18 protein-coding genes are annotated in these 21852 nt (G+C 39.0%); 4 read left to right on the top strand and 14 right to left on the bottom strand.

The window, feature by feature from the left end:
• Nucleotides 1-83: 83 nt before the first annotated feature.
• Both FEE95_RS17775 and FEE95_RS17770 read left to right on the top strand, forming a co-directional pair.
• Complete coding sequence (locus FEE95_RS17775; protein ID WP_138659370.1) at nt 84-1037, top strand: PhoH family protein; 954 nt, start codon at nt 84-86, stop codon at nt 1035-1037.
• 100 nt (nt 1038-1137) lie between these two features.
• Nucleotides 1138-2091, top strand: a complete 954-nt coding sequence (locus FEE95_RS17770; RefSeq protein WP_138659369.1) for a phosphoribosylaminoimidazolesuccinocarboxamide synthase — start codon at nt 1138-1140, stop codon at nt 2089-2091.
• An 11-nt stretch (nt 2092-2102) separates the two neighbouring features.
• On the opposite strand, the gene FEE95_RS17765 is transcribed toward FEE95_RS17770, so the two are convergent.
• From FEE95_RS17765 to FEE95_RS17705, 13 genes are all read right to left on the bottom strand, one after another.
• On the bottom strand, nt 2103-2522 hold the full coding sequence (locus FEE95_RS17765; protein WP_138659368.1) for a DUF2147 domain-containing protein: 420 nt from the start codon (nt 2520-2522) through the stop codon (nt 2103-2105).
• A 30-nt stretch (nt 2523-2552) separates the two neighbouring features.
• Complete coding sequence (locus FEE95_RS17760) at nt 2553-4166, bottom strand: M1 family metallopeptidase (protein ID WP_138659367.1); 1614 nt, start codon at nt 4164-4166, stop codon at nt 2553-2555.
• 104 nt (nt 4167-4270) lie between these two features.
• A complete protein-coding gene (locus FEE95_RS17755; protein ID WP_138659366.1) occupies nt 4271-5602 on the bottom strand; it encodes a M28 family metallopeptidase in 1332 nt (443 codons plus the stop codon).
• A 62-nt stretch (nt 5603-5664) separates the two neighbouring features.
• The gene (locus FEE95_RS17750) at nt 5665-6867 is read right to left on the bottom strand and encodes an MFS transporter (RefSeq protein WP_138659365.1); all 1203 of its coding nucleotides are present in this window, start codon (nt 6865-6867) and stop codon (nt 5665-5667) included.
• Nucleotides 6833-8356: a nuclear transport factor 2 family protein gene (locus FEE95_RS17745; protein ID WP_138659364.1), complete on the bottom strand. Its 1524-nt coding sequence runs from the start codon at nt 8354-8356 to the stop codon at nt 6833-6835. Before FEE95_RS17745 ends, FEE95_RS17750 begins: the two co-directional genes overlap by 35 nt.
• Nucleotides 8357-8362: 6 nt before the next feature.
• A complete protein-coding gene (locus tag FEE95_RS17740) occupies nt 8363-9805 on the bottom strand; it encodes a pyridoxal phosphate-dependent decarboxylase family protein (protein WP_138659363.1) in 1443 nt (480 codons plus the stop codon).
• A gap of 63 nt (nt 9806-9868) precedes the next feature.
• Entirely contained in the window at nt 9869-10654 is a 786-nt protein-coding gene (locus tag FEE95_RS17735) for a hypothetical protein (RefSeq protein ID WP_138659362.1), read from the bottom strand.
• Nucleotides 10655-10792: 138 nt separating this feature from the next.
• On the bottom strand, nt 10793-12604 hold the full coding sequence (locus tag FEE95_RS17730) for an acyl-CoA dehydrogenase family protein (protein WP_138659361.1): 1812 nt from the start codon (nt 12602-12604) through the stop codon (nt 10793-10795).
• A gap of 20 nt (nt 12605-12624) precedes the next feature.
• Nucleotides 12625-13815: an acetyl-CoA C-acyltransferase gene (locus FEE95_RS17725; RefSeq protein ID WP_138659360.1), complete on the bottom strand. Its 1191-nt coding sequence runs from the start codon at nt 13813-13815 to the stop codon at nt 12625-12627.
• Between the two features lie 5 nt (nt 13816-13820).
• A complete protein-coding gene (locus tag FEE95_RS17720; RefSeq protein WP_138659359.1) occupies nt 13821-16226 on the bottom strand; it encodes a 3-hydroxyacyl-CoA dehydrogenase/enoyl-CoA hydratase family protein in 2406 nt (801 codons plus the stop codon).
• A 14-nt stretch (nt 16227-16240) separates the two neighbouring features.
• Nucleotides 16241-16690 carry a MarR family winged helix-turn-helix transcriptional regulator gene (locus tag FEE95_RS17715; protein WP_138659358.1) on the bottom strand — a complete coding sequence of 150 codons (450 nt, stop codon included), beginning with the start codon at nt 16688-16690 and terminating at the stop codon, nt 16241-16243.
• A 179-nt stretch (nt 16691-16869) separates the two neighbouring features.
• Nucleotides 16870-17274, bottom strand: a complete 405-nt coding sequence (locus FEE95_RS17710) for a hypothetical protein (RefSeq protein ID WP_138659357.1) — start codon at nt 17272-17274, stop codon at nt 16870-16872.
• A gap of 106 nt (nt 17275-17380) precedes the next feature.
• Nucleotides 17381-19153 (bottom strand): AMP-dependent synthetase/ligase, encoded by a 1773-nt coding sequence (locus FEE95_RS17705; protein ID WP_138659356.1) that lies wholly within the window; start codon nt 19151-19153, stop codon nt 17381-17383.
• A 334-nt stretch (nt 19154-19487) separates the two neighbouring features.
• Here FEE95_RS17705 and FEE95_RS17700 point away from each other — a divergent pair, with 334 nt between their 5' ends.
• Together FEE95_RS17700 and FEE95_RS17695 are read left to right on the top strand one after the other, a co-directional pair.
• Nucleotides 19488-19877 (top strand): hypothetical protein, encoded by a 390-nt coding sequence (locus tag FEE95_RS17700; protein WP_138659355.1) that lies wholly within the window; start codon nt 19488-19490, stop codon nt 19875-19877.
• 10 nt (nt 19878-19887) lie between these two features.
• Nucleotides 19888-21198, top strand: a complete 1311-nt coding sequence (locus FEE95_RS17695; protein ID WP_138659354.1) for a DUF6623 family protein — start codon at nt 19888-19890, stop codon at nt 21196-21198.
• Between the two features lie 76 nt (nt 21199-21274).
• On the opposite strand, the gene FEE95_RS17690 is transcribed toward FEE95_RS17695, so the two are convergent.
• Complete coding sequence (locus FEE95_RS17690; RefSeq protein WP_138659353.1) at nt 21275-21727, bottom strand: GNAT family N-acetyltransferase; 453 nt, start codon at nt 21725-21727, stop codon at nt 21275-21277.
• Nucleotides 21728-21852: the final 125 nt, after the last annotated feature.

Genomic DNA, 21852 nt, shown 5'->3' with positions numbered 1-21852 from the left:
CGAACGAATTTGTACTGTAAAATTAATCAAAAAAACAGCCTAGCGAAATTATATTTCTCGGCATAACACAAACACCTCACTTTTTGAACGAACTTATACTAGAACTCACAGATATCAGTCCCAGAGAATTTTTTGGTCAGGGAAACGAGAATATCAACTTAATCAAAAAATATTTTCCGAAACTCAAGATTGTTGCCCGCGGTAGCAAGATAAAAGCCTACGGCGATGAAGAACTACTTGAAGAATTTGACAAGCGCTTTGATATGTTGGCAAATCACTTCATTAAGTACAATAAGATTGATGAAAATTCCATAGAACGTGTACTTACTTCAACGGGTGCTGATGAGACTAAATCTTCGGAAAAAGCTGGTGAAACCTTGGTTCATGGTGTAGCTGGTAGATTGATAAAAGCGCAGACGGCCAACCAACGAAAATTGGTCGATGCAGCGAAGAAAAACGATATGGTTTTTGCCATTGGTCCTGCAGGAACCGGAAAAACATATACCGGAGTTGCTTTAGCAGTTAAAGCATTAAAAGAGAAGCAGGTAAAACGAATTATTTTAACAAGGCCTGCGGTTGAAGCTGGAGAGAATTTAGGATTTCTTCCTGGGGATTTAAAGGAAAAATTAGACCCCTACATGCAACCGCTTTATGATGCCTTACGGGATATGATTTCTCCAGAAAAACTGACCCATTATATAGAAAATGGAACCATTCAAATTGCGCCCATGGCCTTTATGCGAGGACGGACATTGGACAATGCTTTTGTAATTCTAGATGAAGCACAGAATACAACCCACGCCCAGATGAAAATGTTCTTGACGCGTATGGGGAAAAATGCAAAATTTTTAATAACCGGAGACCCGGGACAGATAGATTTGCCTAGGCGGGTTATTTCAGGATTAAAAGAGGCGATACTTGTTTTGCAAAATGTAGAAGGAATTTCAGTGATTCATTTGGATGACAAGGACGTTATTCGTCACAAACTAGTCAAAAAGGTTATTTCGGCGTATAAAAGTATAGAGCACCAAAATTAGTTTTTAGTAGGCAGTTAGCAGTAGCCGAAAAGTAATTCATTCGTGAAAATTAGTGAAATTCGTGTCCACAAAAATCGGATGGTCACAAGTAAAATCAATTATGAGTAGTAATACAATAACCGATACCAATTTCAATTTCCCAAATCAAAAAAGTGTTTACAAAGGAAAGGTCAGAGAAGTATATGCTTTAGAAGATGATGTCCTTGTAATGATAGCCACAGATAGGCTTTCAGCTTTTGATGTTGTCATGCCAAAAGGGATTCCCTTTAAAGGACAAATATTAAATCAGATAGCCACTAAAATGATGGCAGCTACGGAAGATATCGTACCGAACTGGTTAAGTGCTACTCCCGACCCAAATGTGGCAGTTGGTGCTGCGTGCGAACCATTTATGGTCGAAATGGTTATCCGAGGATACATGTCAGGACATGCTGCACGTGAGTACAAAGCAGGACAAAGAATGTTATGCGGTGTACCGATGCCCGAAGGAATGCAGGAGAATGACAAATTCCCTGAACCTATTATTACACCTGCAACCAAAGCTGAGCAAGGAGACCATGATGAGGATATTTCGAAAGAAGATATTTTAAAAAGAGGAATCGTTTCTGTGGAGGATTATGGAGTTCTTGAAAAGTATACCAAAGCCTTATTTCAACGTGGGACCGAAATCGCCGCTGAAAGAGGACTAATTTTAGTAGATACGAAATACGAATTCGGAAAAACCAAGGACGGTAAGATTGTATTAATAGATGAAATCCACACGCCAGATTCTTCGCGTTATTTCTATGCGGATGGCTATGAAGTACGCCAAGATAGAGGAGAAGCTCAAAAGCAACTTTCGAAGGAGTTTGTTCGCCAATGGTTAATTGCAAACAACTTTCAGGGATTGGAAGGACAAAACGTACCTTATATGTCCGATGAATACATAGAATCTGTTTCCGAACGCTATATTGAGTTATACGAGAATATAACTGGAGAGACATTTGAAAAAGCAGATATTTCAAATATTCAGGAACGTATTGAGAATAACGTTTTGGAGTATTTGAAAAGTTAAGCGCGTTTTATTTACTCTTTTCTGCGCCAATATTGTGTTCGACCAAGCAGTGAAAAGCCTAGATAACCTCTTACTTTTAGTTTATTGGTTTCTAAAAGTTGTAAATAGCACTTGTATGTTTTGCCATTTTCGGGGTCCAGAATAGTCCCTCCATTAAATTCATCATCATCTTCCTTTAGGTCTTCTATAATAACGAGGCCCGCTATGGGTTGGTCTTTTTTGGCTCCCTCACATTTTTCGCAAATACCACTGGTACCTTTGACGTAGCTCTCAACTATTTTTGCGTAGAAACTATCATTGGTTTGATAGATTTCTATAAGTGCTTTCTTTTGGTTGGTTTCATCATCATAGGTTTCCCATTGCCCAATAATTCCTTGACCATAGGATAGCCCAGACATAAAAAACAGAACTAGTAGCGATATATATTTCATAAGGTTTTAGTTAAGAATTAAAGAATAATATTAATTTAATTTTTTGCTGTTTATGTAATAATTGCGGTCTACCTTAAATTCTGGTAATCCTTCTATTTTATCCGTATTCCATTCCGTACTTGGTTTAAGTGCATGTGCTTTATCCCCCAAAAATACCTGCAATGGCATATCAAAACCGTCGATAACATTGGTATACCTATATTTTAAAACATTGTCACTCAGTTCATATTCCAAAACTGGAATATCGGCAGTTCGTAAGTATTGGTCAAAGACCATGGATAAATCCATTCCTGCTTTCTCTGAAATATAATTTTCAATTTCCTGTGTTGTCACCGTTTGATGGTAGAAATCTTTATTAAGTCCTCGAAGGATTTGCCGCCATTTCTCATCATCATTTATCAGTTGACGGATAGTGTGTAAAAGATTTGAACCTTTATAATACATATCCTTACTGCCTTCTTGATTGACATCGTAAGGACCAATAACAGGTTTATCATTAACTATGTTTTGACGTAGTCCAATAACATAATCTTCCGCAGCCTCTTTACCGTAATGATAGTCCAAGAAGATGTTCTCAGAATACGAGGTAAACCCTTCATGCACCCACATATCTGCTGCATCTTTATATGTGATATTATTGGCAAACCACTCATGACCTGCTTCATGTATAATGATAAAATCAAATTTTAGTCCCCAACCGGTGCTGGATAAATCCCTTCCTAAATAGCCTTGCTGCCATTGGTTTCCGTAGGTGACTGAACTTTGGTGTTCCATACCTAAATAAGGCACTTGTACCAACTTAAAGCTATCCTCATAAAAGGGATAAGGTCCAAACCAATGCTCAAAGGCCTTCATCATCTTAGGAGCATCTTTGAATTGCTCTTTTGCTTTCTCCAAATCATCACGGAGGACATAATAGTCCATATCGAGTTCCCCTTTTTCGCCTTGGTACTTCTCTCCAAAGTGAACATAGTCACCAATATTGACATTAACACCGTAATTGTTGATTGGGTTCTTAACAAACCAGTGGTAGGTATTTGTTTCTTTATCCACTTTTCGCAATCTACCGTTTGAAACGTTCATTAAACCTTTCGGCACTTTCACACTAACTGCCATGCTGTCCACTTCGTCGTACATATGGTCTTTGTTGGGCCACCAGACACTTGCACCCAACCCTTGGCAAGAGGTTGCTACAAAATGTTTTCCGTTGGCATCTTTTTTCCATGAAAAACCTCCGTCCCACGGGGCTCGAACTGCTTCTTTGGGATACCCGGAATAATGGATGATAATTTCGTAATACCTCCCTTTTTTTTGCTTTTTCTTTAAGTGAACAAAATGTGCGTTTCCATTTGAAACTACGTCTAATATTTTCCCGTTTTGTGTTACTTTTTCAATCTTTAGTGGAGGTTGCAAATCTACTTGCAACACCTTATTCTTTTTTTTCAAAACCTTGTAACGAATGGTATTGGTACCCGAAATATACTTCTCATCGGGATTCACTTCAATATCGAGGTGGTAATAATTCAAATCCCACCAAGCACGTTCTGGTGTGATGCTTCCACGAAGGGTATCTTGTTTGGAAAATTGTTGACTAAACAAGCTCGTAGTGAATGTCAGTATTAGAATTAATAAAGTGTTCTTCATGGTTATGATTTCAAGTAAGTCAAAAATTTAAAATCCCAAATAGCAAGCAACAATTTCCAAAATCTCTTTTTGGAAATTGGAGTTGAAGAGTTGGTATTTATTTTTCAACGAAAAACCGCATTGGGAAAAACAACCGGACTTTCAAATCCATCTTTCCCTACTGCGGAAACTCCGAAAAAGAAATTATCAATAACGATGCCATCTAACGTATATTCAGATACATCGCCAACAAATCGGCTGTTATCCCAGGTTGGGGAAGTGGTATCTCTCCAATAGATTTTATAACCGACGGCATCATCAACTTTAGTCCATTTAAATTTGGCCGAAGGTTCTACGATTCCGCCGATTTCCACTTTTTCTGGAGCTGCCGGTGCCCAAGCCAAAGATGCCATATTGATAGCATTCACGGCAGTTAACTTTTTGGCGTAATCAAAATTGACATGTTCTAAAACATCGCCATAATTGATTCCGTTTTCCGTGCGAATATCTTGATGTTGTTGCGTATAGTTTTCGTGCGCTTCCATAATACGGATACCTGCATAACCGGCATCATTGAAAGGGCGGTGGTGACCACCACGACCAAATCTATCCAAACGATAAATCATCATGGGATTCATTTCAGGCATATAAGTTTTGGTAGTTTTATCCACATAACGAGCTAATTGACGCGAAACGCCATCAACTTCTCCACCATAAAAACGTCTAGCCTTTCTTTGTTTTTCTGTTTCTGTAGCAGGAACAGGTTCTGAGAAAATTCTAAAATCACGATTGCTAATGACGCCATCAACACCAGTGATGTTTCCTATCATGTCATTATTAAAAATCCCAGTGATTTCCCAACCGTTTGCTTTCATTTGTTTTACTAAACCTTGACCGCCGAATAAACCTTGCTCTTCTCCTGAAAGTCCCAAATAAATGATACTACTTTCAAATTTGTATTTAGAGAGTACTCTCGCTGCTTCTATGGTACCCGCCATTCCGCTGGCATTGTCGTTTGCACCAGGAGAATCATCTGTGAAGTTCGTTGGATCGCTTACTCTTGAATCAATATCCCCGCTCATGATAATGTAGCGATTGGGATATTTTGTTCCTTTTTGAATCGCTACTACATTTACGATATATACATCTTTTACAATGCGATTATTCCTTCCCTTTTCTACCAGGTCTCTTTGGAAGGAAACATCTAAGCAATTATCACAGTCCGTTGAAATTTTATCAAATTCACTTTTAATCCATCGTCTTGCAGCGCCTATTCCACGGGTATTTGAAACGGTATCGCTTAAGGTATGCCGTGTACCGAAGTTTGCTAAGGTCGTAATGTCTTTTTCTATTCGTTCTGCAGAAACCGCATCAATGATGTCATAAATACGTTGGTCGGTTTGAGAAAATGAATAGGTCGAAACCAGTAAAATTGATAGTAAAAGATTTTTTTTCATGATACATATTTTGTCCGTTCTAAAATACGGTAATTCTTTGAGTTTAATCATTAAAACGGTTTCTAAGAAGATTTCCTTCCAAGACTGACTAAGCCAAGTAAAGGTCCTATTGCGAGGATTAAAAACAAGTGTTTCGGATTGATACTTTCTGATAAATAAGACAGCAATTGAATACTAACAATGCTAATCGCAAAACCGATACAATTGACTAATGTCAAACCAGTTCCTTTAAGTTCTGCAGGAATTGAGCTTGCTACCAAATTAGAAAACTGAGGCGAATCTGCCGTGACGGCCATTCCCCAAAGGCACCACCCTAATAAGAATATTGAAGTTGGTAATTGAAAGAGTAGGGGTGAAAGAAGACATAATAATCCCGACAAGGCAAGGGCTCTGGAGGCAACTTTGTGACTTCCAGTTTTTTGAGCGATAATTCCTCCAATACTACATGATAATCCCCCTAGGAAAATAATTATGCCTGTCCATAGGGGTACAGAAAGTGTTTCTGAATTCAGGAGGTTAAAGGTTTTAATGGCCAAGGGAGTAAATGCCCAAAAAGCATAGAGTTCCCACATATGACCGAAATATCCAAAAGCAGCTTTTCGATATCCAGATATTTTAAAAAGTTGGGAGCCTGTGTCTAATTGTAGCTCGGTGCTTGGTTTGAGAAAGGGTCCATTAGGGACTGAAATCCAAAGTAAAACTCCCCCTAAAACAGATAGCATCGATACTGTTTTTATAACAGCATCTGGATTGCTTCCTAAGTCCGTACCGCTTACTAAATAGGGTAGTGCGGTTCCGAAAACAAGAGCCCCTACTAAAAATCCAAGCGCCTTTCCTAATCCTTTTTCATAGTAATCAGCTGCGATTTTCATTCCTACCGGATAAATTCCTGCTAAGAAAAAACCAGTTCCAAAACGAGCGGAAAGCAAAGTCCATTTAGAAATTTCTTCGGATAATAAAACCAAATTACAAGCCGCCGCAAGTAAAGCACAAACCATAAAAACACGGGAAGGTGAAAACCTATCAGCTATCATTAGTATGGCGAAAACTAAAGTTCCTGTAATAAAACCAAGCTGTACCGAAGAGAGTACATAGCCGATAATTTCAGTTCCAAGTCCGGTCTTTATGGTCAATTCGTCTACAATGGCATTGCCTGCAAACCATAATGAGGTACAGGCAAACTGGGAAATGATGATTATTGGGAGAATATGTGGTTTTGGTGTCAAAGAGTTATCGCACAAAGGTAACCTTGGAAATCTTACCATTTTCTACTTCGTAAATGGCTACAGCACTAAAATTATTTCCATTTGCGGTAATGTATTCTTCATCAATCACAATATTGCGAATGGTAATTCTATTTTTTATCTCACAATGCAAATCGGGTGTGGACTCGAAAAACCCTGCATAACCTTTTCGCATTTCCTCTTGTCCTTTTGACCTCTTTTGTTCTGGAAAATTAAACAACTCAACATCTTCAGTATAGGTTTGTAAAAAACCATCAATGTCCCTAGTATTATATTCATCCAATTGTTTTTGGACAATAGTCTCTGGATTTGGTGTAGTGTTATCATCAAAAATAAATCTCATACTAGAAATGTCATCATTTTCGACCTCGTAAAGTGCCACTTGAAATTGTTGAAATACGCCTTTTTTTGTAACCTTTTCTTGGTCGATTACTTTGTTTCCGATAGTGATTCTATTAACAACTTCCACTTCATATACCTTGTTGTCTGGTGAAAGACTGCTGTAGTTCCTCCGCATCTTCTCATGCCCGACATATAGCGTATCAGATGGAAAATTTGTAACTAAAACATTTTCTGAATAACAATTTACAAATGCATTTAAATCACCTGCATTGTAAGAATCGACTTGTTTCTGTACAATTTTACTTGGTGGCTCTTGAGAAACTAGCGCTAAATATTTTCCATCGGGGCTTATTGCCATCCTGGAAATAGAATTAATTTCTTCATATTCGGAGAGGATAATTGATTCAGGGTTTTCTTTGGATTCTGGTTTAAACCTGTAAAGTATATTACCAGCAGGAACCAGAACGCTACCATCGGCCATCCAAGCCATGTCCTCTGTTTTTGGAGGTAATTGAGAAATTATTTCGGTTGCTCCCGAAATAGGATGTAGGGATTTGATAAACCAATTTCCCTGTTCTTTAGCTATATAGCTTACCAATTCTGTGTTTGGAATTTTATGCAAAGACCTACCGACATTTTTAGCAGCCACAGTATTGGTACCGTCTTTTAGATGAGAAATTACCAAATCCATTCTATTCTCCACTAATATGGTATTTATAAGAATCTCATCGGAGTACCAAACATGATATCCGACTTTAGCATCTTTTCGTATCACTTTAGAAACCCCATTAGAGGTATCATATTGATATAAACGTTGCAATCCTGTTGTGTCTAAACGTACCGCAGAAATAGCAGTTGAATTCGGAATTCTTAGAGGTGAATATTCTCCACCTCCGGCAGTGTCGTTGACCCATGAAATGCTACTTGATTTAATATTGTATTGGGCAATATCAGTTTGTTCGTTTCTTGTACTTGCAAACAAGATGGTATTCTCATCATAAAATGAAGGTTGGTTGTCATATCCTTCATTGTTTGAAATGTTTCGAAGGTTGCTTAGCTTTAATCTTCCATCAGCGTTGTTGATGTCCAGCAGGTAAACTTCTGTGTTTGGTTGAGCGAAAAGTTGAATGCTTATTAAAAACAAAGTAAGTGTAAGTATATTTTTCATAGGTTCTTAGTTTTTTATGGGTAATAGAACTTCCAATTTCTCTTTGACTTTCTCAAGCAGAATTCTAAAATGTTTTTCTGTTGTAAAAGGATTCATCGTCGTACACCGTAAATAATGAATTCCCCTAAGCTTGGTTTGTACGATATAGAATTCTCCTTCTTCTAGTATTTGTTGACGGATGTTTGCATTTATTTCGTTTAAGGTATTCAAATTTAAATTAGTATCAACATATCGAAAGCAAATGATGTTTGAATCTGGTTCTATGGCCAATTCGAAGTTGGCTTCCTTTTGAACAAGCTTTCCAAAAGCCTTTCCCATATCATATAATTGGGTCACATATTCATCGAAAACCCCTTCTCCGTAAGTTTTTAGCATGGTGAACCAATGGACGCTCATCATCGTTTTGGTGCATTCAAAAGTCCGTTTGGCCTTGTTGTACCAGTCCTCTTCATCGGACTGCGCCAAAAGATAATCCGCTTTTTGACTGAACGTTGCATAGGAATGATTACCGTCTTTAAAGAGGAGGGCAGTAGTGATGGTGGGAAGCATCATCATTTTATGACCGTCTATTACAACAGAATCTGCATGTTCAATTCCGCTTACTGTGTATTTGTACTTTTCGGAGAAAATTGCCGCTCCACCATGTGCCCCGTCAACATGAAACCATAAATCGTGCTTTTCAGCAAACTTTGCAATCGCTGTTAAATCATCGTAAACACCGGTTGCTGTGGAAGGAGCGCTTCCGACTATGACAAATACTTGTATTCCGTTTGCTTCTGCCTTTTGAAGTTCGTTTTCCAGAAGAGCAGTATTCATTTGAAAATCTTCCGTAGCTGGAATTTTAATAATTCCCTTTTCACCCAAGCCCATAATCTTTGCAGCTCTATCCACACAATAGTGCGCTTCCTCTGAAACCATAATTCCTAAGGATTGTTGATACCCTTCATTCCAAATGTCATTTGCGACTTTTGCTTTTCTGGCAGATAATAACGCGGTTAAATTCGCCAGTGTTCCTCCAGAGGTTAAAAATCCTCTGGAATCGGAATTATATCCTATTTTTTTGCAAATCAAATCGGTAACGATACGCTCCATCGCCGAAGGTGCCATCCCCATTTCGTAAATCGCCATTCCATTGTTTAACAAACCGCTCATCATGGCTGTAAGTGCTGTAATTGGGGCAGTGGGGGTGACTTGATGTCCAATGCATTTGGGATTGTGGACTGAAGTTGTACGTTTTAGAATCTGTGCGAAGAGTTCGTTTTCATCTCCATTTTCAAGAAAATTATTCCAAAAAGTTCGTTCATCCTCAGGAATATGCCAATCTAAAGTTTGGTTGTCTTCGGTATGGATATGGCTACTCAGATGGTCGACCAGTTGGTCTATCAATTCATGTCCTCTTTTTCTAAATTCTTCTGGAGAATAGGCTTTTTTAAGTAGGGATATTTCCATCGGATAAAGTTAACCGATTTTAGGAGGATTTAAAACTCGAATATCTTTTGGTTAAATTAATCTCTAATGAAAATGAATACCATCTACCATTTCTAACAGAACATCTTTTTGTTCTTCATTGAGATAGAATAGTTCGATGCTTACTGCAAACCCTTTTATTTCAGTACTGTAGGTGATAATATTTTTGTTTTTCCCACCTAACATTTGAAACATCACCTTTCCAGGACTACCATCTCCATTATTTTCAACACCGTGTAGTTCTTTGAAAAAAACTCCCGAAATTTCTTTCGTATTTGGGGAACCATAATTTGGGTTATGTAAATTCCCAAACTGATTAAGGTATCCATGCATTGAACTTCCAGAAAGATTATGTACCCTAATAATTAATTGATAGTCTGCACCAAATCGTTCTCTCTTTGACTTTTCTGATTGGTAACTTTGCCACTTTTCAAAGCTACCTTCTTCTTTGTAGCTTTTTACTATATCAATTTTTTCCAATTCCGGAATCACGAAAAGTAAATCATTGTCATTTACTTCCGAAGCTAGTAGAGGCTGCGCGGGTACAGAGTCACGTTCATAAATGGTCTTTTCAATATAGTCATACTGCTTATACTGGGCTTCATGACCTTTTAGAATGGGAATGCGAAATTTAAAGAAATCATTACAATAGATACTGTCCGTAACCGACCCATAATCAAAGTATTCAGGGGTGGATGTTTTTGCAACTACAACACCTTCTTGAACTTTGAATGGTTTGAAATAATCATAAACAGCGTAAGCCAGGCTTCCTAAAAAAAGAAAGACCAAGACCTTTAAGCTTAATTTATTCTTCTTTGGTTTGTTGTTCATAAATTCAGTTCTGTTTGCTTATAAGGTAAAACATACTTTGTTTTTTTTAATCCCTGTTTACCGTGAAAAAGGATACAAAAAAACCGCTCCAATTTGGAGCGGTTTCCACTTCTGTCTCAACAAAAGTTTCAATCTGAATTAGTCAAAGGTATACCCGTTATCAGCAGCTACTTTGTCCGCAATTTGTGTGCGTAAAGCCACTACGTTAGGGTTGTTGGTATATTTTGTAAAACGTTTCAAGCCCATAAGCATAATACGTTGCTCGTCACCTTCAGCAAAAGAAACAATGGCTTCCTTTCCGTTTTTAAGGATAACATCAACAGCATTGTACAAGTTCAATTTAGCCATAGCTATCTGAGTAGCTTGTGATTCCTCACCAAAACGTTTTGCGTTTTTCTCTGTTCTTAAGATGGTACTTTCGGCCATATAGACTTCAATCAAAATATTCGAAGCTGCCATCATTAATTGTTGGTGCTTTTCCAATTCCGGACCAAATTTCTGGACTGCAGAACCGGCAACCATTAAAAACACTTTCTTCAACCTAGCTACCAAGTCTTTTTCTTCAGCGAATAACTCTGAGAAATCAGGAGCGTCAAACGACGGAATTCCCATTAACTCTTCACCAACTGCTGTCGCAGGGCCTAATAAATCAACATGGCCTTTCATGGCTTTCTTCACCAACATACCAACCGCCAGCATACGGTTGATTTCGTTCGTACCCTCATAAATACGACCGATACGAGAATCTCTCCAAGCAGATTCCATAGGTGCTTCAGCGCTATAACCCATACCACCATAAATCTGTAAACCTTCATCTGAAGTAAACTGTACATGTTCGGAAACGGCTACTTTTAATATAGAACATTCAATAGCATATTCTTCAACCCCTTTCAATTCGGCTTCTTGGTGTGAGTTACCTTCCGCTACACGGATTGCAATTCTATCTTCAATGTTTTTAGCAGCTCTATAGCTTCCTGATTCTCCAACATAAGTGTTTGTAGCCATCTCAGCAATTTTTGCCTTGATTGCACCAAAGTTTATGATGGGCGTCTTAAACTGAATACGCTCATTTGCATAATTAACAGCTTCATTAATTACTCTTCTTTGCGCATCTAAACAAGCAGCAGCCAATTTGATACGACCAACGTTCAGGGCGTTCATTGCAATTTTGAATCCGTTTCCTCTTTCAGAAAGCATGTCCTCAACAGGAACTTTTGTTTCATTAAAGAAAACCTGACGTGTTGATGAAGAATGAATTCCTAATTTCTTCTCCTCATCACCCATTGTGATTCCGTTATCAGGGTCATTCTCTACGATAAACCCTGTGATATTTTTATCATCCTCAATTCTGGCGAAAACGATTAATAAATTACAGAAACCTGCGTTTGAAATCCACATTTTCTGACCGGTAATACTATAGTATTTACCGTCATCAGATAAAACGGCTTTTGTTTTTCCAGAATTTGCATCAGAACCAGCTCCAGGTTCCGTCAAGCAATAGGAACCTAACCACTCACCTGAAGCTAGTTTAGGGACGTATTTTTTCTTTTGCTCTTCGTTTCCATAAAGAGTAATTGGCATTGTCCCAATTCCTGTGTGTGCCCCGAAAGAAGTACTAAAAGAACCTGTAGCTCCTGAAATATAATCACACACTAACATAGTAGACACAAAGCCCATTCCCATTCCTCCGTATTCTTCTGGTACTGCAATCCCCAAAAGTCCTAACTCACCAGCTTTACGCATGGTTTCCGCAGTGAAAGCATAATCTTTACCTTCGAAACGTTCCCAATGTGCCCAAATCTCTCTGTCTACGAATTCTTTGGTGCTATCACGCATCATTTTTTGCTCTTCGGATAAATCCTCCAAGGTAAAAACGTCGTCGCATTTGGTTTCTTTTACAAGAAACTGTCCGCCTCTTAATATTTCTTTGTCAATTGTTTCTGTGCTCATAGCTATACTCTTATTCTATTCTAATTTAAAAATTCAAAAATACCGGCAGCACCTTGTCCTGTGCCCACGCACATGGTAACCATACCATATTTTCCTTTCATATCACGCTTACGCATTTCGTCAAACAACTGTACGGATAACTTAGCTCCGGTACATCCTAAAGGGTGTCCTAAAGCAATTGCACCCCCATTTACATTGACGATGTCTTGGTTCAAATCCAGCTCGCGCATTACGGCTAAAGATTGTGAAGCAAAAGCTTCATTCAACTCTATCAACTCAATATCATCTTGTTTCAAACCTGCTTGTTTTAACGCCTTCGGAATAGCCGCAACCGGACCGATACCCATAATTCTTGGGGGTACACCAGCAGCAGCATAATTTACCAAACGTGCGATAGGTTCAAGATTTAATTCTTTGACCATGTCTTCGCTCATGATTAAAACAAAAGCCGCACCATCACTCATTTGCGAAGAGTTACCAGCAGTAACACTCCCACCAGCGGCGAATACAGGTCTTAATTTATTTAGAACTTCGACAGAAGTCCCTTTTCTTGGTCCTTCATCTTTGGTCACGGTATATTTTTTTTCAGCTCTTTTACCATTGGCATCTAAATACGTTTGTTCAACTTCGATGGGTGCGATTTGACTTTGAAAACGGTCTTCTGCCTGTGCTTTCAAAGCTTTCATATGCGAATTATACGCAAACTCATCTTGGTCTTCACGAGATACTTTGTATTCGTTGGCAACTGCCTCCGCGGTATTTCCCATGCCCCAATAGTAGTCCTCATGACCTTGTTTTGCCAAATCATAATTCAACTCTGGTTTATTTCCGGTCATAGGAACAGCACTCATACTTTCTGCACCACCAGCGATGATACAATCTGCCATTCCAGCTTGCACTTTTGCAGCTGCAATACCTATGGTTTCTAGACCTGAGGCGCAAAATCGATTTACCGTTACTCCTGGTACATCAACAATATCTAGTCCCATCAATGAAATCAAACGGGCCATATTTAAACCCTGAGCTCCTTCAGGCATTGCATTTCCAACGATAACATCGTCAATACGCTTTTTGTCGAAATTAGGCAGTTCCTTCATCATATGTTCGATGGTCTCCGCGGCCAGTTCGTCTGTTCGCTTAAAACGGAAAACACCTCTTGGCGCTTTTCCAACAGCAGTTCGATATCCTTTAACTATATATGCAGTTTTCATGTGTCTTAGTTTCTTAATGGTTTACCTGTTTTAAGCATGTGCTGTATTCTTTCCAAAGTCTTTTTCTCAGAGCAAAGGGAAAGGAAAGCTTCACGTTCGATATCTAACAAATATTGCTCGGATACTCGCGTTGGTTCAGACAAATCACCCCCAGCCATTACGTAGGCTAGTTTGTTGGCAATTTTCTTGTCATGTTCACTGATATAGTGACTGGCTTCCATAGAATCAGTCCCTACGACAAACATTCCTAAAGCTTGTTTACCTAAAACTTTGATATCTTTTCGCATCGGTGGTTGCGTGTAACCCGCCTCTGCCATTAACTTAGCATGTGCTTTCGCCGTAGCAATTTGTCTGTCCTTGTTTACCACTACGATATCTTTTCCTTTTTGAAGCAATCCTAAATCAAAAGCTTCATAGGCTGATGTAGATACTTTTGCCATTCCAATGGTCAAGAAATACTCCTGTAAAACATTCAGTTCTACATCACCTTTAAGGAAAGTATCCTGAGCGCGTAGTGCCATTTCTTTGGAACCACCACCACCAGGAATCACCCCAACTCCGAACTCAACGAGCCCCATATAGGTTTCAGCTGCTGCGACAACTTTATCCGCGTGCAGTGATATTTCACAACCGCCACCTAAAGACATTCCGTGAGGAGCGGCAACAGTTGGGATGGATGAATACCGCATGCGCATCATGGTATCTTGGAACATTTTAATCGCCATGTTCAGCTCATCATATTCTTGCTCTACGGCCATCATGAAAATCATTCCGATGTTTGCACCTACAGAGAAGTTAGCAGCTTGATTACCGACAACCAAACCTTGGAAATCTTTTTCAGCCATATCGATGGCTTTATTTAATCCCGCTAGAACATCACCACCGATAGTGTTCATTTTAGATTGGAATTCCACATTTAAAATACCATCACCTAAATCTTCAACAACGACTCCGGCATTTTTAAATACTTCTTTTGATTTACGGATGTTATCTAGAATAATAAAGGAATCTTGTCCCGGGATTTTCTCCACGGATTTTTTTGGAATATCGTAGCAGTACGTAGCACCGTCTTTTACAGCATAGAAAGATTTCTGACCAGAGGCTAACATCTCTGCCACCCATTGAGCAGCAACTTCACCCTCTGCCTTCATGATTTCCAGACCTTTTTCGACACCAATTGCATCCCAGATTTGAAAAGGCCCATGCTCCCAACCGAAACCAGCTTTTGTAGCGTCGTCAATTTTATAAATATCATCCGTGATTTCAGGAATTCGGTGCGAAACGTAAGCGAACAAAGCTGCGAAACTCTTTCTGAAGAATTCTCCGGCTTTATCTTTCCCGTCAATTAGTACAGGAAAACGGTCCACAACCTTATCTATAGGTTTTGTTAATTCCAGCGTAGCGAACTTGGCACTTTTTTTAGACCGATATTCCATCGTATCCAAATCCAATGTCAAGATTTCTTTCTTGCCACCTTCGCCAACTGTCTTCTTATAAAAGCCCTGTTTTGTTTTGCTTCCTAACCATTTGTTTTCCATCATGGTATTGATGAAATCTGGTAATTTGAATACATCGCGCTTTTCATCATCAGGACAATTCTCGTATACTCCGTTAGCGGTATGAACCAAAGTGTCCAAACCAACCACATCAACTGTTCTGAAGGTAGCCGATTTTGGTCGCCCGATTAACGGACCGGTAAGCTTATCAACCTCTTCAACGGTCATTCCCATATCCTTAACGGCATGAAAGAGACTTTGAATGCTGAAAATACCAATACGGTTTCCTATAAAAGCGGGTGTGTCCTTAGCAACAACAGATGTCTTTCCTAAGAACTTCTCGCCATATCCATTTAAGAAATCCAATACTTCAGAAGAAGTTTTCGGACCAGGAATTATTTCAAACAATTTTAAGTAGCGCGCAGGGTTGAAGAAATGCGTTCCGCAGAAATGCTTCTGGAAATCATCACTTCTACCTTCGCTCATGAATTTGATAGGGATACCAGAAGTATTTGAGGTAATCAAAGTACCTGGAGTTCTATGCTTCTCTATATTTTCAAAAACAGTCTTTTTGATATCCAAACGCTCAACCACAACTTCGATAATCCAATCTACTTCTGAGATTTTTGAAATATCATCTTCTAGGTTTCCAGTAGAAATTCTACCTGCGAACTTTTGATTGTAAATAGGAGAGGGTTTTGATTTTAAAGCCGCCTTCAATGAATCGTTTACCAAACGATTTCGAACTACTTTGTCTTCTAGGGTAAGTCCTTTTGCTTTCTCCTTATCATTAAGTTCTCGTGGAACAATATCTAAGAGTAAGACTTCGACTCCGATATTTGCGAAGTGACACGCGATGCCGCTTCCCATAATACCTGAACCGACTACCGCTACTTTTTTAATGTGCTTGTTCATGTATGGGATTCCTGTTAATTAGTTGTTTCTTTAGTATATATTCTTTTTTCTGCGATTAGGCCGTTAATCGTATTCATGACTTCAAAAAAATGTTTCAGTTTTTCTTCAGAGACATTTTCCTTTACAGCATCATCAAACCGAAGTACCACATCCTTTGAATAATTTCTTTTTTCTAAGCCAAATTCCGTCAGGTGAATCAAAACCCCTCTTCCGTCTTTCGGGTTAGGTTTACGTACAATCAATCCTTTTTCCTCCATACTTTTCAGTATTCGGGATAAACTCGTCGCTTCCATCCCCATTTTGGGGCCTAAGGCGGTTGATGGCGTTCCAGTTTTCGGATCTATACTTAATAAGGTAAAGCCAACGGCCATAGTTGAATCGAATTCCTTGGCCTCTTCATTATACATTCTGGCAACCGCTTGCCAAGTAGCTCGGAGAACATAATCTATCGTAACGTCTTTCATAAATTTGGTTGTGGGTGACCAAATATAAAGAAATTTATTATGCATGCATAATAAATTTTAATAAAAAGGAACATTACTTCTTTAAATTCGATGAATTGAGATGATATGAAATATATAGCAAAAAGAAAACCGTCAAAGCGCAGGTGCTGAGACGGTTCTAAGTACTGTACATTTTTATTTTATTCCATCATCTTTTTGGAAAGTTCTTGAAGCTCTTCGGCCTTTTTCATCATATATGCCGTAAGTTTCTCAGCATCTGCACCAGAAACCTTTCCACTAACCTCTTGCGCTTTTGTAGCCAAGTCTTGGCCTTTAGTTGCTAAATTGGGAAAAGCAGCCATGTCTTTACTCTCAACGGCTTTTTTATAGTCCTCTAAATAGGACTCATAGCTTTCTACGTAAGCCTGTACATCGGCATCACCAAAACTGGGAACCCCGTTTTCTGAGCTAGATGTTTCAGTTGTTGTTTCTTTTGAAGAAGTTTCCGTTCTGGTTTCAGAATCAGAACTTGTCGTTGACTTGTCTTTGCAAGACAAAATTACAAGTGCAGCTATTACAGCACAAGTTAAAAATACTTTTTTCATGATTTTAGATTTTGTTTGTTATTATGGTACAAACTTATCTAAAGAGACAATAGTCGATATCCCTGAAAAAGGGGAAAGTACAAAAACGGTTTATTGGGAAAAACCACTAATGCCCGTAAATATCATTGTACAATGCCATGTACTTCTCTTTGATAATCTTACGACGCAATTTCATAGTAGGGGTGAGGTGCCCCTCATTGATACTCCATACATCCGGAGTCAAACGAAACTGCTTCACTTTTTCCCATTTGGCAAAAGACTCATTCGCCAAATCTACCTCCTCCTGATATTTAGCCAAAACCTTTTCATTAGTAACAATATCAGAATTTTCACTTATGGTAATTCCGTTTTCTTTGGCCCAATCGAAGAGGTAGGCAAAGTCGGGCTGAATTAAAGCTGCCGGCATTTTCTCACCTTCACCTACGACCATTAATTGCTCGATAAATCGGGATTGTTTAAATCTATTTTCCAATAACTGTGGAGCCACATATTTACCGCCTGAAGTTTTGAACATTTCTTTTTTACGGTCGGTGATTTTCAAGAAACCATCTGTATCTATCTCACCGATATCCCCAGTATGAAAATAACCGTCCTTCATTACTTCGGCCGTTTTTTCCGCATCCTTGTAATAACCCTGCATCACACTAGGTGCCTTAACACAAATTTCACCATCATCCGCAATTTTTACTTCGACACCTGGTAGTAACTTTCCAACGGTTCCAATTTTAAATCCGCCCTTGCGCATATCATTTACTGAGACTACAGGAGAAGTTTCCGTTAGACCGTATCCTTCCATAACACCAAGTCCGGCGGCGTTGAAGATGCGAGCAAGACGTGGTTGAAGTGCGGCACTACCGGAAGATATGACTTGAAGTTCTCCTCCAAGTGCTTCTTTCCATTTACTAAAAATCAATTTTTTGGCGATACCTAATTTTTTTTCATACCACCATCCATTTTGTCCATAAGGTTCATATTTCAATCCTAAATCAACTGCCCAAAAGAAAATTTTCTTTTTTAATCCGCTAAGGTCACTTCCTTTTGTTAAAATACTGTCATATACTTTCTCCAACAATCGCGGAACAGCAGTCATTACATGTGGCGAGGATTCCTTTAGATTGTCGGTTATTTTTTCCATGGACTCTGCATAATAGATGCTGACTCCGTTATACATGTATAAGTACACCATCATACGCTCATAAATATGACACACAGGTAGAAAACTCAAGCAACGGGATTTCCCTTTTTCAATCGGTAAACGCTCTGAACTTGTTAAGGCATTAAAAACTACATTTTCATGGGAAAGCATAACTCCTTTGGGTCTTCCAGTCGTTCCTGATGTATAAATCAGTGTGGCCAAGGTTTCTGGTTTCACACTGGCCTTTCGGTCTTCCACAACATCTTGGTTAGAGGTATCCGCTCCCAGTTCAAGCACTTCGCTCCAGTTTTTACAATTATTCAATTCATCAAAAGAATAGACTTCTTGCAAACTCGGTACTTGGTCTTGAACCGATTTTACCTTCGCATATACTTCAGAACAGGAGACAAAGCAATATTTTGATTCAGAATGATTGAGCACATAAGCATAGTCTTCTTCAGAAATCGTTGGATAAATAGGAACGTTTTGTGCGCCCAATTGCAAAATGCCTGTGTCCATAACATTCCATTCTGAACGGTTGGTCATTGAAATTAGGGCGATCTTATCGTTTGCCTGAACTCCCAGTCTTAGCAAACCACGACTAATAGCATTTGCCTTGTCTACATATTCTTGGGTAGACGTATTTACCCATTCGCCGTTTCGCTTATCCACAAAACAGTTGGGCATATTGTATTTTTCTAATTGGTAATACGGAAAATCAAAGAGTCTCGTGATATTTTGCATAAGTGTATCCTGTTAAGTCTAATTAAGCTAGACCATGCTATGTGCCTTCTAATAAGCACTGGTATTATACTTGGTTTCAAATTGGTAACCGCAAAATAAGGAAAGGGAATGGGATATTAAAATTCAAAAAAATGCAATTTCATGCAATCCATACGCTAATCCATTCATTCTGTACTATTTAACATAAGTAGCAAGGTAAATCCTACTATTTTTGTATTGCTCCTTATCAGAAGCAATCACTCTACTTGATTGCTAGTTCTCTCCATTCAACGGTTTGTATAAACCTTATCGTTTCCCTACACGCAAAAATTCGAATATTTCAATGTAATTGGAAATGAAACTATTCATTCCCTTATTACTTCTAACCGGACTACTCTTTGGTTGCGCAACTCGTGCTACCACACAAATAGATAGTAACACCCACAACAAATTTAAATCTATGGAAAGACAAAAAGTAGAGAAAAAAAAAGGAATTGTAGGCTACTGGGATGATTTGGGCAAATACACCATATCATTTTATCAAGAGAACACTATCGATGGTCAGTTTACATGTGTTGTGCCAGAGTCCAAGATGGTTCCTGAAGAATTAAGAACAGCTGGTGCGCAGATCATTTTCAGCGGCACCATAACGAAAGATGCCCAACTACCCCCCGCCCGTATGGGAGGGGAACAAGTTTTTCTTCTAGTAGAACTAGACGAAATCAAATCATTTAACAACAATTAAAAATGTAATCATGAGCGAAACAATAGAAAAACCTAAAAAATCTAAAGTACAGAAAGTTAAAAAAGCAGACTATATTCCGAAAAAGTCGTCAGACATCAAACAATTACAAAAACACTTGGAACTGTTCGGGTATTTAGACCCGATAGACAGCGCATTTGGAACAGCAGATGAGCAAGTGCCACAGCCAGAAGGAGATGCCTTGGAATCACTCAAATCGAGCTTTATCACTCCTGGGGAGATGGATGAGGCAACGGTAGGGGCACTGAAAAAGTACCAAGAATTCCATGGATTAAAATCCACAGGGAAGCTTGACACGGCCACTCTTGAGGAGCTAGACTGTAAACGCTGTGGGATGCCCGACTTAGGCGAATTTTCAACACATAGCAATAAATGGAACAAGACCAGCCTAACTTATGGTTTTGATAATTATACCAGTGACAACGGACTTACACCTACAAAAATACATTCTGCTTTTGCACAAGCATTTGCCATGTGGGCCGCGGAAACCCCTCTGAGCTTTAGACGTGTGAATGCAAGTGCAAATCCGGATATAAGAATCAAGTTTGAATCAGGTAGTCATGGTGATGGTTCGCCGTTTGACGGCCGTGGAGGTGTTCTTGCCCATGCATACTATCCACCACCAAATAGTGGGGCCTTGGCCGGTGACGCCCATTTTGATGAAGCTGAAAACTGGACTATAAATATTCCGACGGGAGCAGGAAAAATAGATTTGGTAACTGTGGCTGCCCATGAATTCGGACACTCATTGGGCTTAAGACATTCAAATGTCAACGGCTCTATGATGTTTCCAAGTTATTCTGGAGCGAAACGGTATCTGCATGCCGATGATATAGCAGGAATCCGAAATATTTATGGCGGTTATAGTATTGCCAGTGCTCCGTGGATTCATGGTACCAGTATTCAAGTGGAGTATCCAGACCGTTTGGAGCGCATTACGCGAGCTGGTTTCTATACCTATCTGTACGGAAAGCCAAATACGACGAATTGGTTCCATTTTGCGATTCCGAGTCCGGTGATTCAGGACAAGAAGCGTTTAAAAGTGGTATGTGCAATTCTAAGGTTTAGAACTTTTTCTGACAAGGCCGTTGTAAACCATGTTCATATCTATGATGGCTATTCCAAAATTGCAAGCCATAATAACATCAACTTATCAGGAAACAACTGGTTTAAGAAGTTCGGCGTTGCTCATAAGCCTCATCTCTATTGGGGACTTGGTATTTCAATTGGAGTATCGTTTAAGGCAGGAACTGCAAATCAGCGAAGAATGGATTTCGTATCCGCAGGAGCTGATTTGATTTAATTAATTCGATTTTGCCTCAAATCAAACGGGTGGGACTGGCGAAAGTCCCACCCATTTTTTTGGGAATTATTTTCTTTTACAAGTGGAGTTTCATTCCTTCATGACTGGCTTTAAACCCTAATTTTTCATAAAAATTTAGAGCTTCTGGACGTTTCTTATCAGTGGTTAATTGTACAACATGTGCTCCTTTTTCCTTCGCTCTTTCAATGGCCCATTCGAAAAGTTTTTGCCCAACACCCTTGCCACGAAAGTCCTTATGAATACGAACCGCTTCAATTTGGGCTCGAATACCGCCTTGATAGGTCAAATACTGAATAAAGGATAATTGCAATGTTCCGATGACCTTGTCCAACTCATCTGTAATAACCATCAATTCTTGATTTTGATCGTTGTTAATATTCCTGAAAGCTTCAAAATAGGAATCGGCCAACGGACTTTGAAAATCTTCGCGTAGCTCACCTAGTTTATCATTGGCAAGCATTTCGACAATTTTTGTGATGTCTTTGGTTTTAGCTCTTCGAATTGTCATTACGTGTTTTTTTGTTAAAAATCTGTGTAGTTTACCGTTCGTCTACAATAAATGGCTTTCTGACGTGTTGTAGTTTCAAGCTCATCGAAATGAAAGAAAAATCTTATATGATATTTTCTACATTT

This window comes from Maribacter algarum (ex Zhang et al. 2020) (assembly GCF_005885635.1).
Classification (GTDB): Bacteria; Bacteroidota; Bacteroidia; order Flavobacteriales; family Flavobacteriaceae; genus Maribacter_C; species Maribacter_C algarum.
Note: the sequence above shows the minus strand (reverse complement) of the source record. Positions and strands in the feature narration are given on the sequence as shown.

Coding starts and splice junctions, on each gene's coding strand:
- FEE95_RS17770 (WP_138659369.1), top strand. CDS start 1,138: ATGAGTAGTAATACAATAACCGATACCAATTTCAATTTCCCAAATCAA.
- FEE95_RS17765 (WP_138659368.1), bottom strand. CDS start 2,522: ATGAAATATATATCGCTACTAGTTCTGTTTTTTATGTCTGGGCTATCC.
- FEE95_RS17760 (WP_138659367.1), bottom strand. CDS start 4,166: ATGAAGAACACTTTATTAATTCTAATACTGACATTCACTACGAGCTTG.
- FEE95_RS17755 (WP_138659366.1), bottom strand. CDS start 5,602: ATGAAAAAAAATCTTTTACTATCAATTTTACTGGTTTCGACCTATTCA.
- FEE95_RS17750 (WP_138659365.1), bottom strand. CDS start 6,867: ATGGTAAGATTTCCAAGGTTACCTTTGTGCGATAACTCTTTGACACCA.
- FEE95_RS17745 (WP_138659364.1), bottom strand. CDS start 8,356: ATGAAAAATATACTTACACTTACTTTGTTTTTAATAAGCATTCAACTT.
- FEE95_RS17740 (WP_138659363.1), bottom strand. CDS start 9,805: ATGGAAATATCCCTACTTAAAAAAGCCTATTCTCCAGAAGAATTTAGA.
- FEE95_RS17735 (WP_138659362.1), bottom strand. CDS start 10,654: ATGAACAACAAACCAAAGAAGAATAAATTAAGCTTAAAGGTCTTGGTC.
- FEE95_RS17730 (WP_138659361.1), bottom strand. CDS start 12,604: ATGAGCACAGAAACAATTGACAAAGAAATATTAAGAGGCGGACAGTTT.
- FEE95_RS17725 (WP_138659360.1), bottom strand. CDS start 13,815: ATGAAAACTGCATATATAGTTAAAGGATATCGAACTGCTGTTGGAAAA.
- FEE95_RS17720 (WP_138659359.1), bottom strand. CDS start 16,226: ATGAACAAGCACATTAAAAAAGTAGCGGTAGTCGGTTCAGGTATTATG.
- FEE95_RS17715 (WP_138659358.1), bottom strand. CDS start 16,690: ATGAAAGACGTTACGATAGATTATGTTCTCCGAGCTACTTGGCAAGCG.
- FEE95_RS17710 (WP_138659357.1), bottom strand. CDS start 17,274: ATGAAAAAAGTATTTTTAACTTGTGCTGTAATAGCTGCACTTGTAATT.
- FEE95_RS17705 (WP_138659356.1), bottom strand. CDS start 19,153: ATGCAAAATATCACGAGACTCTTTGATTTTCCGTATTACCAATTAGAA.
- FEE95_RS17700 (WP_138659355.1), top strand. CDS start 19,488: ATGAAACTATTCATTCCCTTATTACTTCTAACCGGACTACTCTTTGGT.
- FEE95_RS17695 (WP_138659354.1), top strand. CDS start 19,888: ATGAGCGAAACAATAGAAAAACCTAAAAAATCTAAAGTACAGAAAGTT.
- FEE95_RS17690 (WP_138659353.1), bottom strand. CDS start 21,727: ATGACAATTCGAAGAGCTAAAACCAAAGACATCACAAAAATTGTCGAA.